This window comes from Plantibacter sp., from assembly GCF_059073635.1.
In genome coordinates, this window is sequence record NZ_JCACOF010000010.1 from 528,947 (window position 1) to 544,503 (window position 15,557).

Consider the following 15,557-nt stretch of genomic DNA (forward strand, 5'->3'; position numbering starts at 1 on the left):
CCCGCCCACCGCGGCGGCGGAAGCCGATGTCCACCTCGATGCTGCCCCGCCGGTCGACGCTGTCGGTGCTCGTGTTCCTCGTGCCGCCGCTCGTCCTCTACGGTGTCGCGGTACTCCTGCCGATCGTGCAGTCGCTGTTCCTCAGCCTCTTCTCGTGGGACGGCATCACGGACATGGCGTTCGTCGGACTCGACAACTACGTCAAGATGCTCACCCGGGACGACGTGTTCTGGACCTCCTTCGGCAACGCCCTCGGCTACCTCGCGATCTGTCTGGTGCTCCAGCTCGGCGGCGCGCTCCTCGTCGCCGGGCTGCTCACGGCCCTCCCCCGGGCCCGCGAGCTCGTCAAGACGCTCTACCTCCTGCCGGCCGTCATCTCCACGGTCGCGATCGCCATCCTGTTCCAGCGGCTGTACGCGCTCGAACCGGTCGGGCTGATCAACCAGCTGCTCGCGTGGGTCGGACTCGGCGACCTCCAGACGGCCTGGCTGTCGAACGTGCAGACCGTCCTCGCGGCCGTGTCGATCCCGGAGGGCTGGCGGTTCACCGGCCTGTACATGCTCATCATCTACGCCGCCCTCATGGCCGTGCCCCGCGACCTCGAGGAGGCCGCCCGGCTGGACGGCGCCTCCTGGTGGCAGATCTTCTGGCGGATCCGCTTCCCGTACATCCGGCCGGTGTGGATCACGACGACGGTCATGGCGACGACCTTCGCGCTCCGCGGCTTCGACATCCCGTACCTGCTGACGAACGGCGGGCCCGGTCAGTCGTCCGAGCTGCTGACCACGTACATGTACAAGACGGCGTTCGTCCACACGGACTACGGCTACGCCAGCGCGATCTCCATGTTCATCGTCGTCGAGTGTCTCGTCGCCGTCGGCCTCATCTTCCTGCTGCTCCGACGGAAGGACAAGTCATGACCGCCACCCTCCCAGCCCGGCCGACCGAACACGTCGCGCCCCCGGCGGCGCCGGCACCGAAGCGGAAACCCCGGCACACCCCGCGCGTGCGGGTGCAGCGGACGATCCTCACCGTGACCGTCGTCGCGATCGTGCTCGTCCAGGTCTACCCGCTCGTCTGGTTGCTGCTCACGAGCTTCCGGACGGCGGCGGACTTCGCCGGTGGCAACCCCTTCGCGCTGCCGTCCGAGTGGACGCTCGAGAACTACGCGCGGGCGTTCTCGACCGGCAACCTCGGGCTGAACATCGTCAACAGCCTGATCGTCACCCTCGGGTCGAGTGTCCTGATCGTCATCGCCGGCATGATGGCGGCGTACGCGCTCCAGGTCCTCGGGTTCCGGTTCAGCGGGCTCGTCCGCGGCCTGTTCCTCCTCGGCATCATCGTGCCCGTGCAGATCGCGCTCGTCCCGCTGTTCATCGACTACTCGCAGGTCGGCCTGCTCGACACCCACCTGTCGATGATCATCCCGCTGGCGGCGTTCGCCCTGCCGATGGCGGTGTACCTGTTCTCGTCGTTCTACGAGTACATCCCGCGGGAGATGTACGAGGCCGCGTCGCTCGACGGGGCGGGCCCGTACCGGATCTTCGGCCAGATCACGTTCCCGCTCTCGGTCAACACGATCATCACCGTCGTGCTCGTCAACAGCATCTTCATCTGGAACGACTTCATCTTCGCGAACACCTTCGTGCTCTCGGACGGATTGAAGACCATCCCGCTCGGCCTGCAGAACTACATCGGGGCGATGGGGAACACTGATTGGACGGCGACGTTCGCCGCCGTCTGCGTCACGGTCACACCGCTGCTGCTGGTGTTCCTCGTGTTGAACAAAGCGATGATCAGCGGCCTCGAGAGCGGAGCGACCAAGGGATGAGCAGCACCGACCAGCCGAAGCCCGGCGCGGACCACCCGAAGAACACCTCGGGCATCACGATGCGCGACGTCGCGAAGGCCGCCGGCGTCTCCGTGGCGACCGTCTCGCACGTCGTCAACGACAAGCCGGGGTCGCGGATCGGCGAGGACGCGAAACGTCGGGTGCACGAGGCGGTGGCGGAGCTCGGCTACCGGCCGAACGCCCTCGCGAAGACGCTGTCCCAGGGGCACTCCCGGTTCATCGGCCTCGTCGCCGACGCGATCGCGACGACCCCGTTCGCCGGCCAGATCATCCACGGCGCCCAGGACGAGGCGTGGCGCCACGGCTACGTCCTGCTCGTCGCCAACACCGACGGCAACACGGCCGCCGAGGAGGAGGCGATCGCGATGATGCTCGAGCACCAGGTCCGCGGGATCCTCTACTCGACCTGGTTCCACCACGAGATCACCGTGCCGGAGGCGCTCCTCCAGACCGACACCGTGCTCGTCGACTGCTACGCCGCCGGCAGCGGGCTCCCGGCCGTCGTCCCCGACGAGGAGCAGGGCGGGCGGACCGCGACCGAGGCGCTGCTCGCGGCCGGTCACCGACGGATCGCGTTCGTCAACACGACGACCCCCTCACCGGCACAGACCGGCCGGCTCGCCGGGTACCGCTCGGCGTTGCAGGCGGCGGGGGTGGCCTTCGACGACGCCCTCGTGTTCCCGGCCTCACCGGAGCAGGAGGGCGGGTACGCGGCGACCGCCGAGGTCGTCGACTCGGGCGCCACCGCGGTGTTCTGCCACAACGACCGTGTCGCGATGGGACTCTACGACGGACTGCGGGAGCACGGACTGCGGATCCCCGACGACATGGCCGTCATGGGGTTCGACAACCAGGACGTCATCGCCGCCCACCTCCGGCCACCGCTGTCGACGGTCGCCCTCCCCCACTACGAGCTCGGGGCGGCCGGTGTCCGTCGGCTGCTCGGTCTCGACGCCGCGCTGCCCGCCGGGCCGCAGCTCATCGCCTGCCCGGCCGTCCCGCGGCACTCCGTCTGAGGGCGCGACCGTGCACGACGAACAGCACGCCCTTCCACGGCCCCGCTTCCACCTGACGCCCGAGCGGAACTGGATGAACGACCCGAACGGCTTGGTCTTCCACCGCGGGCGGTGGCACGCGTTCTTCCAGTACAACCCGGAGGGTGGCGACTGGGGCAACATGAGCTGGGGTCACGCCTCGAGCGTCGACCTGCAGCACTGGGAGGAGCATCCGGTCGCCCTGCGGTACACCGCCGAGGAGCAGGTGTACTCGGGATCGGTGGTCGCCGCGGGTCCCGGCGGACGCCTCACGGCGTACTACACGAGCGTGTCCACCGACGGTCGGCAGGCGCAGTCCCGGGCGACCAGTGACGACGACGGGCTCACCTGGCAGCGCGACCCGGAGAACCCGATCCTCGACCGCGGCTCGCACGCGTTCCGCGACCCGAAGATCATCCGGTACGAGGACGCCGCGGGCTTCCGTTGGATCATGCTGACGGTGGAAGCCGTGGAGCGTCAGGTCCTCGTGTACTCCTCCACCGACCTCCGAACCTGGGAGCACGTCAGCACCGTCGGTCCGTTCGGTCCCACCGGCGTCGTGTGGGAGTGCCCCGACCTCATCCCGCTCGCGGTCGACGGCCGCCCGGACGAGCTCCGGTGGGTCCTGCTCCTCAGCACCAACCCGATCGGCGACGCGCAGGACCCGGACGGGTCGTCGATGAGCTATCTCGTCGGCGACTTCGACGGCTCGGTGTTCACGCCTGAGCGGGCCGAGCTGCAGCGGCTCGACCACGGTCGGGACTTCTACGCGGCGGTCGGGTTCGACGGCGCTCCGGACGGCGAAGCGGTGATCCTCGGCTGGATGAGCAATTGGCGCTACGCGGCCGACCTCCCCGCCTCGCCGTGGCGGGGCGCGATGTCGCTCCCCAGACGCCTCGTCCTTGACCACGGTCGACGGCCAGCCGCGACTCGTGCAGGAGCCGCCGGCCTTCGTCCGGGAACGACTGGCCGCGATCGAACCGACGACCGTCGCCCTGTCCTCGGACGCCGTCGACCTGGCGCTCGATGGCGACGGCGTGGTCGAGTTGCGCTGGGATCCGTCGATCACGGGTGAGCTGCGGCTCCGACTGACGGCCGACACCGGCGGAGCGGTCCTCATCGTCCACGACCCGACGTCGTCGTCACTCGCCGTCACCCGGTCGGGCGGTGCCATGGACACGGTGCACCCCGACTTCGCCTCGACGAGCATCGTCCCGCTCGCCGGCGACCGTCCGGCTCGGCTCCTCCTCAGCCTCGACGGCCCGCTGCTCGAGCTGTTCGTCGACGGCGGTCTCGCCACCGTCTCCGACCTCGTCCTCCTCGGGAGCGGACGACCGACGCTGACCCTCGCGAGCGAACGCGCCAGTCCCGTCTCGGTGGCCGTCGCCGTCCTCGACCGGGTGCCAGCCACCGACCAGGTGCACGCGCCCGCCTGAGCAGTCCTCCACCGCACGATCCAGCACCATCCCCGCCACGGGTGCCTTCGGCGCGCCCGCGGCACCGACGAAAGGAACCGCAATGACGCACGACCTCTCCCGCCGGACCGTCCTCCAGGGCGCCGGCCTCGGGGCGCTCGCCCTGTTCGCGAGTGCCGGCACACCCCTCGCCGCACAGGCGCAGACCACCGCACAGGCGCAGGCCTCCCTCAGATCGGTGTTCCACATGACGCCGCCGTCGGGGTGGCTCTGCGACCCGCAACGACCGGTGTTCACGAACGGCGCGTACCAGCTGTACTACCTGCACTCCGGCCAGAACAACGGCCCGGGCGGTTGGGATCACGCGACGACGACCGACGGCGTCGCCTTCACCCACCACGGGACGGTCATGCCGCTGCAGCCGGACTTCCCGGTGTGGTCGGGATCCGCCGTCGTCGACACCGCGAACACCGCCGGTTTCGGGGCGGGTGCGGTCATCGCCCTCGCGACGCAGCCCACGGACGGCGTCCGGAAGTACCAGGAGCAGTACCTCTACTGGTCGACGGACGGCGGCTTCACGTTCACGATGCTCCCCGACCCGGTGATCGTGAACACCGACGGACGTGCGGCCCAGACCACGGCGGAGATCGAGAACGCCGAGTGGTTCCGGGACCCGAAGGTCCACTGGGACGCGGCCAGGAACGAATGGGTGTGCGTCATCGGCCGGGCGCGCTACGCGGCCTTCTACACCTCGCCCGACCTCACGACGTGGCAGTTGCAGCACAACTTCGACTTCCCGAACCACGACCTCGGCGGCATCGAGTGCCCGGACCTGTTCCAGATGCGAGCGGGTGACGGCAGCTGGCACTGGGTGCTGGGCGCCAGCATGGACGCCTACTCGATCGGCCTGCCGATGACCTACGCCTACTGGACGGGCACCTGGGACGGGACGCGGTTCACGGCCGACGACCTCACCCCGCAGTGGTTGGACTGGGGCTGGGACTGGTACGCCGCCGTCACCTGGCCGAAGGCGGAGTCGCCCGACGACCGCCGGCTCGCGATCGCCTGGATGAACAACTGGAAGTACGCGGCCCGCGACGTCCCCACCGACGCCTCGGACGGCTACAACGGCCAGAACTCCGTCGTCCGGGAGCTGCGACTCGAGGCCCAGTCCGGTGGTCGGTACAGCCTGCTCAGCTCACCCGTGGACGCCCTCGCCGGGTATGCGACCTCGACCGTCTCCCTCCCGGACCAGACGGTCACCGGGAGCGCCGTCCTGCCCTGGAGCGGCCGGGCGTACGAGATCGAGCTCGACCTCACCTGGGACACCGCGTCCAACGTCGGTCTCTCCGTCGGGCGCTCGGCGGACGGCTCCCGCCACACCAACATCGGGAAGGCCGGGGCCGAGCTCTACGTCGACCGCGCACCGTCCGACCTGGCCGGCTTCTCGCTGCAGCCGTACACGCGAGCCGCAGCACCGATCGACGCGGCTGCACGCTCGGTCCACCTGCGGGTCTTCGTCGACACGCAGAGCGTCGAGGTCTTCGTCAACGCCGGTCACACCGTCGTCTCGCAGCAGGTGCACTTCGCCGAGGGCGACACGGGGATCTCGCTCTACACCGATGGCGGCCCACTGACCGCCTCGGGGATCACGATCCGCGAGTTCGGCACGGCGATCTGAGGCGAGCGCCCGCATCCATACGTCAGGATGGACGGATGGATCTGCAGAGCCTCGCCGAACACGGACGTTGGACGACGGCCCCTGCGGCGGTGACGACGGAGCCGGACGGTTCCCTGCTCGTCACCGCCGTCGAGGGCAGTGACGCCTGGCGGCACACCTCCTACGGTTTCGTCCACGACACGGAGCATGCGCTGATCGCGCCGATGCAGCGACGGGCGGCGATCGAGGTGTCGTTCGTCCTCGACGGCTCCGAGCAGTTCGATCAGGCCGGTGTGTTCCTCCGCGCCTCCGAATCGACGTGGATCAAGGCCGGGGTCGAGGTGTCCGACGGGGTCGCCCAGCTCGGCGCGGTCGTCACGCACGGCACCTCCGACTGGTCGGTGGCACCGGTCCCCGACTGGCTCGGACGAACGGTCACCGTGCGCGCGAGCCGCGACGGCGACGCCGTCACCGTGCGCGCCCGGGTGGACGACGAGGACTGGCGACTGGTCCGCGTCGCCCACCTCGACCCGGAGGCCGACGTCGAGGCGGGACTCTTCTGCGCGGCCCCGACGCGCGCCGGTCTCACGGTCCGGTTCACCGCCGTGCGTCTCGGTCCGCCTGACGACGCGCTCCACGGCTGACGATCTGCGCGGTCGCGGCATTGCGCTCCGCGAGCTGCGCGAACGCGGTGACGAGCTCGGGCGGCTCGACGACGTCGATGTCGGAGTCGAAGCGGTTCAGGGAGGCGGCGAGCGCCACCCACGACCACGCGCCGGCGGTGTAGCGCGTGCGGTCCGGGCCGAGGGGCTCGGCGGTGCCGTCGCCCACGAACGGTCGGACCGCCTCGAACGGCAGGTGGAGCACGACGGTGCCGACACAGGGCCAGGCGTCGGTCTGCTCGGATCCCTTGAACCTCGCCGCCACGAACGCCTGCACGTCTCCACCTGGCACCTCACGCGGACGGAACCGCGGTCCGGTCGGCGTCCTCGGCACGATGCGGTCGGCGCGGAAGATCCGCCAGTCGTCGCGGTCGAGGTCCCAGGCCACGAGGTACCAGCGCCCCTGGGAGGTGACCAGGTGGTGTGGCTCGACGCGCCGAGGAGGTTCCGGATCGTCGTCGGATCGCCCGAACCGGAGCACCTCCCGCGCGCTGGATGGCTGCGGACAGCGCGAGGAGGACCGGCACGGCCACCTGCGGGGTCGGTCCGTCGCCTGAGCGAGGCACCGAGGTGACGTCGAGGGCGTCGAGTCGATGCCGCAGCCGCGACGGCAGGACCTGTCTCACGGTCGTCAGTGCTCGGAGCGCGGGCTCCTCGAACCCGGATCCCGCGACGGCCGCGGTCTGGAGGGCGATGGTGAGCGCGACGATCTGCTCGTCATCGAAGAGCAGCGGCGGGAGCTCGCTCCCGGCGTCGAGGTGGTACCCGCCGTCCGGCCCCATCGTGGCCTCGATGCGATACCCCATCTCGCGGAGCCGGTCGACGTCGCGTCGGATCGTGCGGTGACTGACGTCCAGCCGGTCGGCGAGCAGGGCACCCGGCCAGTCGCGCCGCGCCTGCAGGAGCGAGAGCAACTGCAGGAGTCGGGAGGTCGGTGAGGCCATGGTGCGAGCGTAGTCCGAGTGCAGGACACGAGCTGTCCTAGACGCCTGGGACAGTGGTGCTCGACCGGGAGGAGCCCGGCACGACTCGAGGAGCACGCATGAGCATCACGACCACGACCCACCTCAACTTCCAGGGCGACGCCCGCGCTGCGCTGGAGTTCTACCAGTCCGTCTTCGGCGGGCGGACGACGATCGCGAGCTACAGCGACGTCGGGATGCCGAAGGACGCCCCGGGTGCCGACCTGGTCGTCTTCGGTCAGGTCGAATCCGAGGACGGCTTCCGGGTGATGGCGTACGACAGCCCCGGAGCTCCGGCGGCGTCACTGATCGGCACCGGAACGACCCGCCGCGAGCACGGGACGACGGTCACCGAGCAGTCCTGTTTCGTCGCGGTGCGTGGCGAGACGCTCGCGGAGGTCGAGGTGTTCTGGAACCGACTCGTCGTCGGAGGTTCGGTCGTCGAGGAGCTCGCAGCGTCCGCCTGGAGCCCCGGCTTCGGCATGGTGACGGACCGGTTCGGCGTCACGTGGGTGCTCGACGTCGCGGCGGCAGGCTGAGGCGTTCGCGCACGTCCTGCGAGACGGAGAACGGGCCGGTGCGGACATCTCGTCCGCACCGGCCCGTTCCGGTCGTCAGGTTGCGACTCAGCGCACCGTGTCGAACCGCTGACCCTCGGGCTTCGAGGGCAGGAGGAAGAGGACGAACAGGATCAGGCCACCGATCGAGGGGATGAGCGAGAGGAAGTAGAACGGGCCGGGGAAGTTGGCGTCGTGCAGGCGGCGCCAGGCGAGGGCCAGGTTCGGGACGATGGTCGCCAGTCCGATGAGGCAGAGGAGCACGAAGCCCGTCAGGATCAGCGGAGCAGCCTCGGGGATCTCGAGGATGCCGGGCTGGGTGTAGTACGTCCGTGCGCCCGGGCTGCTGTCGAACACGACGGCCTCGCGCTGCGCGGCAGCCGACGTCGCGCCGATCAGGAAGCCCGTGAAGAAGAGGATGTTCGGGATGAGCGCGACGAGGAAGACGAACAGCGTGGCCCACCAGTACTCGCTCCGCGAGGCGCGGCCGGTGAAGGTCGCGTACTTGCGGAGGTAGCGCTTGATGGCCTGCGGGAAGGTCGCCCCGTACAGCGGGAGCGTCAGATCCTCCGGGGAGGCGGCGCCGCGGATCGGAGCGGGCGCGTACGGCTGCCCGTACGTCGGCGTCGCGGGGTATTCAGGGGTGGTGTTGGAACTCATGGTGTCTTTCGATCGAGGTACACGGTACTGAGATCCTGGCATAACACATGACCACTCAAGAACAACTTGCGCGACCGACCGACTTCGGGCATGCTCCGCGGCATTTCGATGATCCCTCTGCCGACCCCTGAGTGGCCCCTCCGATCACTGAGCACTCCCCTCTGGCGCCCGAGCAACCCCCGCCGGTCCCTGAGCCTGTCGAAGGGCAAACGAGGAACCTCCCGCTCCGGCGACCCTCTCCCGGTCCCTGAGCAACCCCCTCCGGTCCCTGAGCAACCCCCTCCGGTCCCTGAGCTTGTCGAAGGGCACACGAGGAAACTTCCACAACCAACTCGACTCGGCATCTGGAATGTCAGTGGTCCATGATGGACTTGTTCCATGACCGAGACCACCCCAACCGCGACCCGCGCAGGCGACGAGTACGCCGCGCAGCTCGCGGAGTTCTCGGACGAGTGGACTGAGATCCACCGGCAACAGGCCGTCCTGGACGCACGCAAGGCGCGCCTCCTGGCCCGCTCCGCCGCCTACGCGGACGCCTTCGCGGACGCCACGGTCCCGGCCATCTTCCCGCCGGCCGAGCGTCAGGCCCTCTCCCGCCGGTCGACCTGCGCGGCCCTCGCGATGGCGACCCGGACGCCGGAGCGGACGGTCCAGCGTGCGACGAACGACGCCGAACGTCTCGTCAACGACGCACCGGCCGTGCTGGCGTCGCTGGAGGCCGGCCGCATCTCGGCGCTGGCATGCGCAGGTGATCACCGACCAACTCTGCGACGTCCCGACCGCAGGCCGGGCAGCGTTCCTCGACCAGGTCCTGCCAGAGGCGGAGCGCATGACCGCCGCAGGCCTCAAGAGCCGCGCCCGCGTCCTGCGGGAGCGCCTCCACCCGGAATCCATCACCGCCCGCGCAGCCCGCTCCGAGGCCGACCGCCGCGTCGAGTTCGAACCCGCAGCCGACGGCATGGCGTGGGTGCACCTGTTCACCACGGCACCGATCGCGCAGGGCATCATCGAGCGCGTCGAAGCAGCCGCGGCGGAGTCGCGCGCTGCCGGCGACACCCGCACCTGCGCCCAGCTGCAGGCCGACGCCCTCGCGGCCCTCGCGCTCACCGGCGTGACCCCGGACGACGTCATGTCGAGCCCGGTGCTCCCGCACCCGATCGAGGTGCAGGAACACATCAAGCCCACCGTGCAGATCACGGTCCCGGCGCTGAGCATGGCCGGCGTCAGCGACGCCCCGGCCACGCTCGACGGCTACGGCCCGATCGACCCGGAGACCGCAGCACGTATCGCGGTGAACGCACCCAGCTTCACCCGGATCCTCGTCCAGCCGGAAACCGGCGCGGTCCTCTCCGTCGGGCGGAACCAGTACCGGGTTCCGGCCGACCTGCAACGCGCGGTCCGCCTCCGGGACGGCACCTGTCGGGCACCGGGCTGCGGCAGACGAGCCCGAGCCTGCGACCTCGACCATTCGGTCGCCTGGGAGGACGGCGGGACGACGGATGTCGGCAACCTCGCCTGCCTCTGCCGACATCACCACCGGATGAAGCACCTCCCCGGATGGAACCTCGACCACGGACCCGGCGGGGTCCTCGACTGGACGACACCCGACGGCAAGCACCACCGGACCGAACCGGATCCCGCACCGTTCTGACCACCCGCCCGTCCCTGGGCTGCGCCGCACTGAGCCTGTCGACGTGTCGAAGGGTTCCTCGTGGGCACTTCGACAAGCTCAGTGACCGGGAAAGGTGTGCCCGAACCGTTTCGGTCCCTGAGCCTGTCGAAGGGTTCCTCGTGGGCACTTCGACAAGCTCAGTGACCGGGAAAGGTGCGCCCGGAACGACGAGGCGTCCTCGTGGGCACTTCGACAAGCTCAGTGACCGGAGGAGGTTCGCCGGGAACGCTTCGGTCCCTGAGCCTGTCGAAGGGCAGCCGGGTCGTGACACCTCAGTGAGCGGAAGAGGTCCACCCGGGGTGCTCCCGGCACCTCTGCCGGCCAGAGGGCGCTCCGAGCCGCACCACGTCCTGGAAAGCGCTTGCCGAGCGGACGCTCGCACCGGTAACCTCGTCCGGAACCCCACCCGGAAGGTCGCGATGCTGCGCCGAAACGACACCTCCACCACGCCGATCGTCGTCAACGACAACGCCGCCTGGTGCTGGTTCCAGGACGAGCGCGCACTCGTCGATCCGACGCTCGAACCTCCTCGTCGTCGGCTCGATCGCGTCAACGGGCGGCGTCGACGGCGAGCAGCGCGGCGGCAACGTCGAGGTCACCGTCGTCGACCTCAGCACCGGCACCGCCGACGTCGTCGTCCTGCACGAACGCCTCGAGTCCGACGACCACGACGTCCCGGCCCTCTGGCGGCGGCGCGACGGGCGCTGGCTCGCGATGTACACCCGTCACAAGACCGACGACCTCACCCGCTGGCGCATCAGCGAACCACACGACCCACGCCACTGGGGGCCCGAGCACACGTTCGACTGGAGCGCCTACACGGGCGGACTCGGCGTGACCTACTCGAACCTCCACGAACTCGACGGCCGCCTGTACTGCTTCGCCCGCGCCGTCAACGACGACCAGTGCGCGCTCGTGTCGGACGACGACGGCGACACCTGGAACTACGCCGGCAAGCTGTTCACCCGGCCGAAGGTCGGCTACGTCAACGGCTACACGCGCTACGTCTCCTCCCCCGGGCGCATCGACCTCATCACCACCGACCACCACCCGCGCGACTACGACAACAGCGTCTACCACGGCTTCCTCGACACCGACGGGCTCCACCGAACCGACGGTGCCGTCGTCGACCCGCATCCGTTGCGTGGCGACGCACCATCGCAGGTCGAGCTCACCACCCTCGTCGCCGCCGGATCACGAATGCCCGACGGCGGCAGCTGGGCCGGCGACCTGCTCTCCCACTGCTGGACCGTCGACGTGCGACGAGCCCCCGACGGCACCGTGGCCGCCGTCGTCTCCGCCCGCGCCGACGACGGACCAGCGCACCCGGACGAGGCGGCCGAACGACTCCGGCCCGTCCTGGACCACCGGTTCCTGTTCGCCCGCCTGACGCCCGGCGGCTCCTGGCAGGTACATCCGCTCGCCCTCGCCGGCCCCGGCCTCCTCCCGCACGAGCAGGACTACACCGGACTCGTGGCGATCGACCCGGACGACCTCGACTCGCTCTACGTCTCGACGCCGATCGATCCGCGGAACGACGAACCGCTCGCCCACCACGAGATCTTCCACGGTCGCACCGACGACGACGGGGCGACCTGGGCCTGGACGCCGGTCACGGAACGCTCGGACATCGACAACCTGCGGCCGATCGTCGCGCCCGGCGATCCCTCGACCGTCTCGCTCCTGTGGTTCCGCGGGGACATGGCGAGCTCGCAGGACTACCGCTGCGAGGCCGTCCTGCTCCGGCTGCCACGCACCGAGTGACGACCGTCACTCGGGCCAGGACACCTCGCCGCTGAAGTCCGGGTGCTTGCGGAGGTAGGCCTGGATGAACGGCTGCTCACACCGGATGACGACCGTCACTCGGGCCAGGACACCTCGCCGCTGAAGTCCGGGTGCTTGCGGAGGTAGGCCTGGATGAAGGGGCAGTACGGCACGATCGTCAGTCCTCGCTCGACCGCATCGTCGAGCGCCGCGGCGGCGAGGACGCTGCCGAGCCCCTGCCCACCGAAGTCCGGATCGATCTCGGTGTGGGTGAAGAGGATGCGACCCGGTTCCTCCCGGTACCCGGCGATCCCGGCGACGCGCTCCCCCACGAGGATCTCGTACTCGTGACGCTCGTCGTTGCGGACGACCTGCGGGCCGTCCTCGGGTGTGCTCGATGTCGACATCGGGGCTCCCTTCCGTTCGTCCCCCACTGTACGTCGAGCGATCCGTCATGTGCTGTTTACGCAGCGGCCGATTCCGCAACGTGCCGGAAACACGCGCACAGGCCATCGGAAACACGCCGGTGTCACGCTGGGCGCACCCGACGCGCTCCAGCCGCGTCCCTGCGGAGAGGCACCTCGAATGGATCAAGGAAACACAGCGTTCATCCTGATATCAGCGGCACTCGTGCTGCTCATGACACCAGGGCTCGCGTTCTTCTACGGCGGCCTGGTCAAGGCGAAGAGCGTCATCAGCATGATGATGATGAGCTTCGGCGCACTCGGCCTCATCGGCGTCCTCTGGGTGCTCTACGGGTACGCGATCGCGTTCCCCGGCTCCGAAGGCACCGTCGCCCCCTGGGCGATCGACACCGGGAACATCGGCCTGACCGCCGCCCTCGAGACGCCTGAGGGAGCGGCCTACCCGCCACTCGCCTTCGTCGCCTTCCAGGCCACCTTCGCGATCATCACCGTCGCCCTCGTCTCCGGCGCCATCGCCGACCGCGCGAAGTTCGGCTCCTGGATGATCTTCGCCGGCATCTGGGCGACCGTCGTCTACTTCCCCGTCGCGAGCTGGGTGTTCAACTTCGGCCTCGCCGACGACGGCAGCTTCGCCTACGGCGGTTGGATCACGCACGGCCTGCAGGACGTCTTCGGCGTCGGCGTCATCGACTTCGCCGGTGGCACCGCGGTCCACATCAACGCCGGTGCTGCAGCCCTCGCCCTCGCGCTCGTCCTCGGCCGCCGCGTCGGATTCAAGAAGGGCGTCCACGTCCCCCACAACCCGCCGTTCGTCCTCCTCGGCGCCGGTCTGCTCTGGTTCGGCTGGTTCGGCTTCAACGCCGGTTCGGAACTGGCGGCCGACGGCACCGCGGCACTCGTGTTCGTCAACACCATCGCGGCCCCGGCAGCAGCCCTGCTCGCCTGGCTCGTCGTCGAGAAGATCAAGGACGGCAAGCCGACCTCCGTCGGTGCCGCGTCGGGTGCCGTCGCCGGTCTCGTCGCGATCACCCCGGCGTGCGGTTCGCTGCACCCGATCTGGGCCATCGTCCTCGGCCTCGTCGCCGGTGTCGTGTGCGCCCTCGCCATCGAGCTGAAGTTCAAGCTCGGCTTCGACGACTCGCTCGACGTCGTGGGCATCCACCTCGTCGGCGGCCTCATCGGCACCCTGTACCTCGGCTTCTTCGCCAACGGCACCGGCCTCTTCATGGGTGGTGACGCTTCGCAGCTGCTCGTCCAGGCGATCGCCGCGTTCGCCGTCCTCATCTACTCCTTCGTGCTCGCCTTCATCATCGGCTTCGCGATCGAGAAGACGATCGGCTTCCGCGTGAAGAACGAGGACGAGATCGCCGGCATCGACACCGTGGTCCACGGTGAAGAGGGATACGTCCTGGTCGACACCAAGGCCTGATCCACCGGCCTGAACGACCTGCCCGACCCGACCCGACGAGGACGAGATGCGCGGAGCAGCTGGACCCGAACCGGCTGCCACCCCCGCTCATCTCGTCCTCGTCGACGTCGCGTCACGACCACCGGCCGACCCGGGCCCGCCCCGGCTCGTCCGGTTCGCCGACCTCGTGCGGCAACCACTCGACCGCGGCCGGGGCAGCGTGCGAGACGTCTGGACGAGCACCGACGTCGACCGCCGCATCCGCTGGCGACTGCAGGTCGTCGAGCTCCGTGACGCCGCCGGGCTCATCGCCGCTCCCGACGACATGAACCACGCGATCGTCGGCTTCGCCGGCCCACAGGTCGCGGTCCGCGCGGGTGGGAACGAGCTGAACGGCCCCGGACGCATCCTGCACCGCGACGAGGTCCTGACCGTGCGCGAATCCTCCGTGCGCCTCTCGAGGCCGCGGCTGCGGGCCTCGGGGTCGAGCTCGATGATCCTGCTGAGCTACAGCACCTCGGAGGACCCGCCGACGCTGAACTTCGAGCAGCCGGAGACCGCGCACGATCCCGCCGACGGCCTGCGGATCACCCTCGCCCTGCGCGGTCCGATCCGGCGCGGCGACGGCGAGGTCCCGCAGGGTGCCGCCCTCGTCTCCGCGCCGTTCGCCGTTCCGCCGCGCTACCGCTGACCGCTAGCGCTGACCGGCGGTCCGGCCGTCGGCGAACCGCTGTCGCGCGTGCTGCTGCCGCGACCCGACGGGCACCGCCTCGGTCGCCGCGGGGAGCCCCATGGACGGCGTCGACACGTAGATGCTCTCGGCGCGATCGACGAGGAACGTCTCGTGCCAGACGCCGACGGCCTTCGGAGCAGACCGGGCGCGCTTGTTGAACCGCGACCAGGCAGGCCGATGGGCGGAGGCCGGTGCCGACGCGTAGGCGTAGAGCTTGTCGATCGACGACCAGTACTGCACGAGGTACGGGCCGCTGGAACCGAGCAGGATGTGCGAACCGAGGAGCCCGGACTCCGGGTCGGACATGAGCTCCTGCAGCATGCGCGGCATGTCACCGAAGATCGGGAGCCATTTGTCCACCCGCCACCACTGGTTGATGGTCATCCCGATGTGGAACACGACGAGCTCCCCCTCGTGACGATGGGTGATTCGGCCGACGACGACGCGTGACATAGACTGCTCCTGTTCGATAGTGACGCTATCCAAGTTGGATAGTAGCACTATCCAGACGAGGAGGACAGCATGAGGATCTCGGAACTCGCGGCGGTGTCCGAGGTGCCGGTGGCGACCATCAAGTACTACCTGCGCGAGCAACTCCTCCCGGAGGGCGAGCGCACCTCGGCGACCCAGGCGAGCTACGGCGACGCCCACGTGTCCCGGCTCCGCGTGATCCGCGCACTGCTCACCGCCGGCGTGAGCATCGCGGAGACCCGCAACGTCGTCGCCGCGCTCGACTCACCGCCGGCGGGCCCG

General features: G+C 69.7%; 15 protein-coding genes and 2 pseudogenes. 13 read left to right on the forward strand and 4 right to left on the reverse strand.

What is annotated here, in order from left to right; all coding sequences use genetic code 11:
• The first annotated feature begins 38 nt into the window (after window positions 1-38).
• The 7 genes from AC5JOC_RS14680 (at window position 39) to AC5JOC_RS14710 (ending at window position 6,605) form a co-directional block, all read left to right on the forward strand.
• Complete coding sequence (locus AC5JOC_RS14680) at window positions 39-920, forward strand: carbohydrate ABC transporter permease (RefSeq protein WP_056013507.1); 882 nt, start codon at window positions 39-41, stop codon at window positions 918-920.
• Window positions 917-1,831, forward strand: a complete 915-nt coding sequence (locus tag AC5JOC_RS14685; RefSeq protein ID WP_494246656.1) for a carbohydrate ABC transporter permease — start codon at window positions 917-919, stop codon at window positions 1,829-1,831. Before AC5JOC_RS14680 ends, AC5JOC_RS14685 begins: the two co-directional genes overlap by 4 nt.
• On the forward strand, window positions 1,828-2,868 hold the full coding sequence (locus AC5JOC_RS14690; protein ID WP_494246657.1) for a LacI family DNA-binding transcriptional regulator: 1,041 nt from the start codon (window positions 1,828-1,830) through the stop codon (window positions 2,866-2,868). The genes AC5JOC_RS14685 and AC5JOC_RS14690 overlap by 4 nt, the downstream gene beginning before the upstream one ends.
• Window positions 2,869-2,878: 10 nt before the next feature.
• Window positions 2,879-3,961, forward strand: a complete 1,083-nt coding sequence (locus AC5JOC_RS14695) for a glycoside hydrolase family 32 protein (RefSeq protein WP_494246658.1) — start codon at window positions 2,879-2,881, stop codon at window positions 3,959-3,961.
• On the forward strand, window positions 3,924-4,322 hold the full coding sequence (locus AC5JOC_RS14700; protein WP_494246659.1) for a GH32 C-terminal domain-containing protein: 399 nt from the start codon (window positions 3,924-3,926) through the stop codon (window positions 4,320-4,322). Before AC5JOC_RS14695 ends, AC5JOC_RS14700 begins: the two co-directional genes overlap by 38 nt.
• A gap of 82 nt (window positions 4,323-4,404) precedes the next feature.
• Window positions 4,405-5,982, forward strand: coding sequence for a glycoside hydrolase family 32 protein (locus AC5JOC_RS14705; RefSeq protein ID WP_494246660.1), 1,578 nt, complete (start codon window positions 4,405-4,407; stop codon window positions 5,980-5,982).
• Window positions 5,983-6,017: 35 nt separating this feature from the next.
• Window positions 6,018-6,605, forward strand: coding sequence for a DUF1349 domain-containing protein (locus tag AC5JOC_RS14710; protein WP_202938204.1), 588 nt, complete (start codon window positions 6,018-6,020; stop codon window positions 6,603-6,605).
• Here AC5JOC_RS14710 and AC5JOC_RS14715 read toward each other — a convergent pair.
• A pseudogene (locus AC5JOC_RS14715) lies at window positions 6,559-7,567 on the reverse strand (helix-turn-helix transcriptional regulator). The gene AC5JOC_RS14710 and the pseudogene AC5JOC_RS14715 overlap by 47 nt on opposite strands.
• A gap of 98 nt (window positions 7,568-7,665) precedes the next feature.
• Between AC5JOC_RS14715 and AC5JOC_RS14720 the strand changes: the two are divergent.
• Window positions 7,666-8,124: a VOC family protein gene (locus AC5JOC_RS14720; protein ID WP_494246661.1), complete on the forward strand. Its 459-nt coding sequence runs from the start codon at window positions 7,666-7,668 to the stop codon at window positions 8,122-8,124.
• Between the two features lie 87 nt (window positions 8,125-8,211).
• Here AC5JOC_RS14720 and AC5JOC_RS14725 read toward each other — a convergent pair whose 3' ends face one another.
• A complete protein-coding gene (locus AC5JOC_RS14725; protein WP_137243498.1) occupies window positions 8,212-8,802 on the reverse strand; it encodes a DUF805 domain-containing protein in 591 nt (196 codons plus the stop codon).
• Between the two features lie 748 nt (window positions 8,803-9,550).
• Here AC5JOC_RS14725 and AC5JOC_RS14730 point away from each other — a divergent pair.
• Entirely contained in the window at window positions 9,551-10,453 is a 903-nt protein-coding gene (locus tag AC5JOC_RS14730) for an HNH endonuclease signature motif containing protein (RefSeq protein ID WP_494246663.1), read from the forward strand.
• Between the two features lie 660 nt (window positions 10,454-11,113).
• Window positions 11,114-12,238 (forward strand): BNR-4 repeat-containing protein, encoded by a 1,125-nt coding sequence (locus tag AC5JOC_RS14735; RefSeq protein ID WP_494246892.1) that lies wholly within the window; start codon window positions 11,114-11,116, stop codon window positions 12,236-12,238.
• A gap of 95 nt (window positions 12,239-12,333) precedes the next feature.
• Here the strand turns inward: AC5JOC_RS14735 and AC5JOC_RS14740 are convergent, their stop codons facing one another.
• Window positions 12,334-12,645, reverse strand: a complete 312-nt coding sequence (locus AC5JOC_RS14740; RefSeq protein ID WP_079706940.1) for a GNAT family N-acetyltransferase — start codon at window positions 12,643-12,645, stop codon at window positions 12,334-12,336.
• A gap of 178 nt (window positions 12,646-12,823) precedes the next feature.
• Between AC5JOC_RS14740 and AC5JOC_RS14745 the strand changes: the two genes are divergently transcribed.
• Together AC5JOC_RS14745 and AC5JOC_RS14750 are read left to right on the forward strand one after the other, a co-directional pair.
• Window positions 12,824-14,092: an ammonium transporter gene (locus tag AC5JOC_RS14745; protein WP_079706939.1), complete on the forward strand. Its 1,269-nt coding sequence runs from the start codon at window positions 12,824-12,826 to the stop codon at window positions 14,090-14,092.
• A gap of 46 nt (window positions 14,093-14,138) precedes the next feature.
• Window positions 14,139-14,762, forward strand: a complete 624-nt coding sequence (locus AC5JOC_RS14750) for a hypothetical protein (protein ID WP_202938209.1) — start codon at window positions 14,139-14,141, stop codon at window positions 14,760-14,762.
• Window positions 14,763-14,765: 3 nt separating this feature from the next.
• Here the strand turns inward: AC5JOC_RS14750 and AC5JOC_RS14755 are convergent, their stop codons facing one another.
• Entirely contained in the window at window positions 14,766-15,257 is a 492-nt protein-coding gene (locus AC5JOC_RS14755; protein ID WP_079706937.1) for a DUF4188 domain-containing protein, read from the reverse strand.
• A gap of 69 nt (window positions 15,258-15,326) precedes the next feature.
• On the opposite strand from AC5JOC_RS14755, the pseudogene AC5JOC_RS14760 reads away from it, so the two are divergent.
• Window positions 15,327-15,518 (forward strand): annotated as a pseudogene (locus AC5JOC_RS14760) (MerR family transcriptional regulator); the annotation flags it as partial.
• Between the last annotated feature and the right edge of the window lie 39 nt (window positions 15,519-15,557).

Bases quoted from the DNA above. Each gene is read 5' to 3' on its own strand.
- AC5JOC_RS14680 (WP_056013507.1), top strand. From the start codon at position 39: ATGCTGCCCCGCCGGTCGACGCTGTCGGTGCTCGTGTTCCTCGTGCCG.
- AC5JOC_RS14685 (WP_494246656.1), top strand. From the start codon at position 917: ATGACCGCCACCCTCCCAGCCCGGCCGACCGAACACGTCGCGCCCCCG.
- AC5JOC_RS14690 (WP_494246657.1), top strand. From the start codon at position 1,828: ATGAGCAGCACCGACCAGCCGAAGCCCGGCGCGGACCACCCGAAGAAC.
- AC5JOC_RS14705 (WP_494246660.1), top strand. From the start codon at position 4,405: ATGACGCACGACCTCTCCCGCCGGACCGTCCTCCAGGGCGCCGGCCTC.
- AC5JOC_RS14710 (WP_202938204.1), top strand. From the start codon at position 6,018: ATGGATCTGCAGAGCCTCGCCGAACACGGACGTTGGACGACGGCCCCT.
- AC5JOC_RS14720 (WP_494246661.1), top strand. From the start codon at position 7,666: ATGAGCATCACGACCACGACCCACCTCAACTTCCAGGGCGACGCCCGC.
- AC5JOC_RS14725 (WP_137243498.1), bottom strand. From the start codon at position 8,802: ATGAGTTCCAACACCACCCCTGAATACCCCGCGACGCCGACGTACGGG.
- AC5JOC_RS14740 (WP_079706940.1), bottom strand. From the start codon at position 12,645: ATGTCGACATCGAGCACACCCGAGGACGGCCCGCAGGTCGTCCGCAAC.
- AC5JOC_RS14745 (WP_079706939.1), top strand. From the start codon at position 12,824: ATGGATCAAGGAAACACAGCGTTCATCCTGATATCAGCGGCACTCGTG.
- AC5JOC_RS14750 (WP_202938209.1), top strand. From the start codon at position 14,139: ATGCGCGGAGCAGCTGGACCCGAACCGGCTGCCACCCCCGCTCATCTC.
- AC5JOC_RS14755 (WP_079706937.1), bottom strand. From the start codon at position 15,257: ATGTCACGCGTCGTCGTCGGCCGAATCACCCATCGTCACGAGGGGGAG.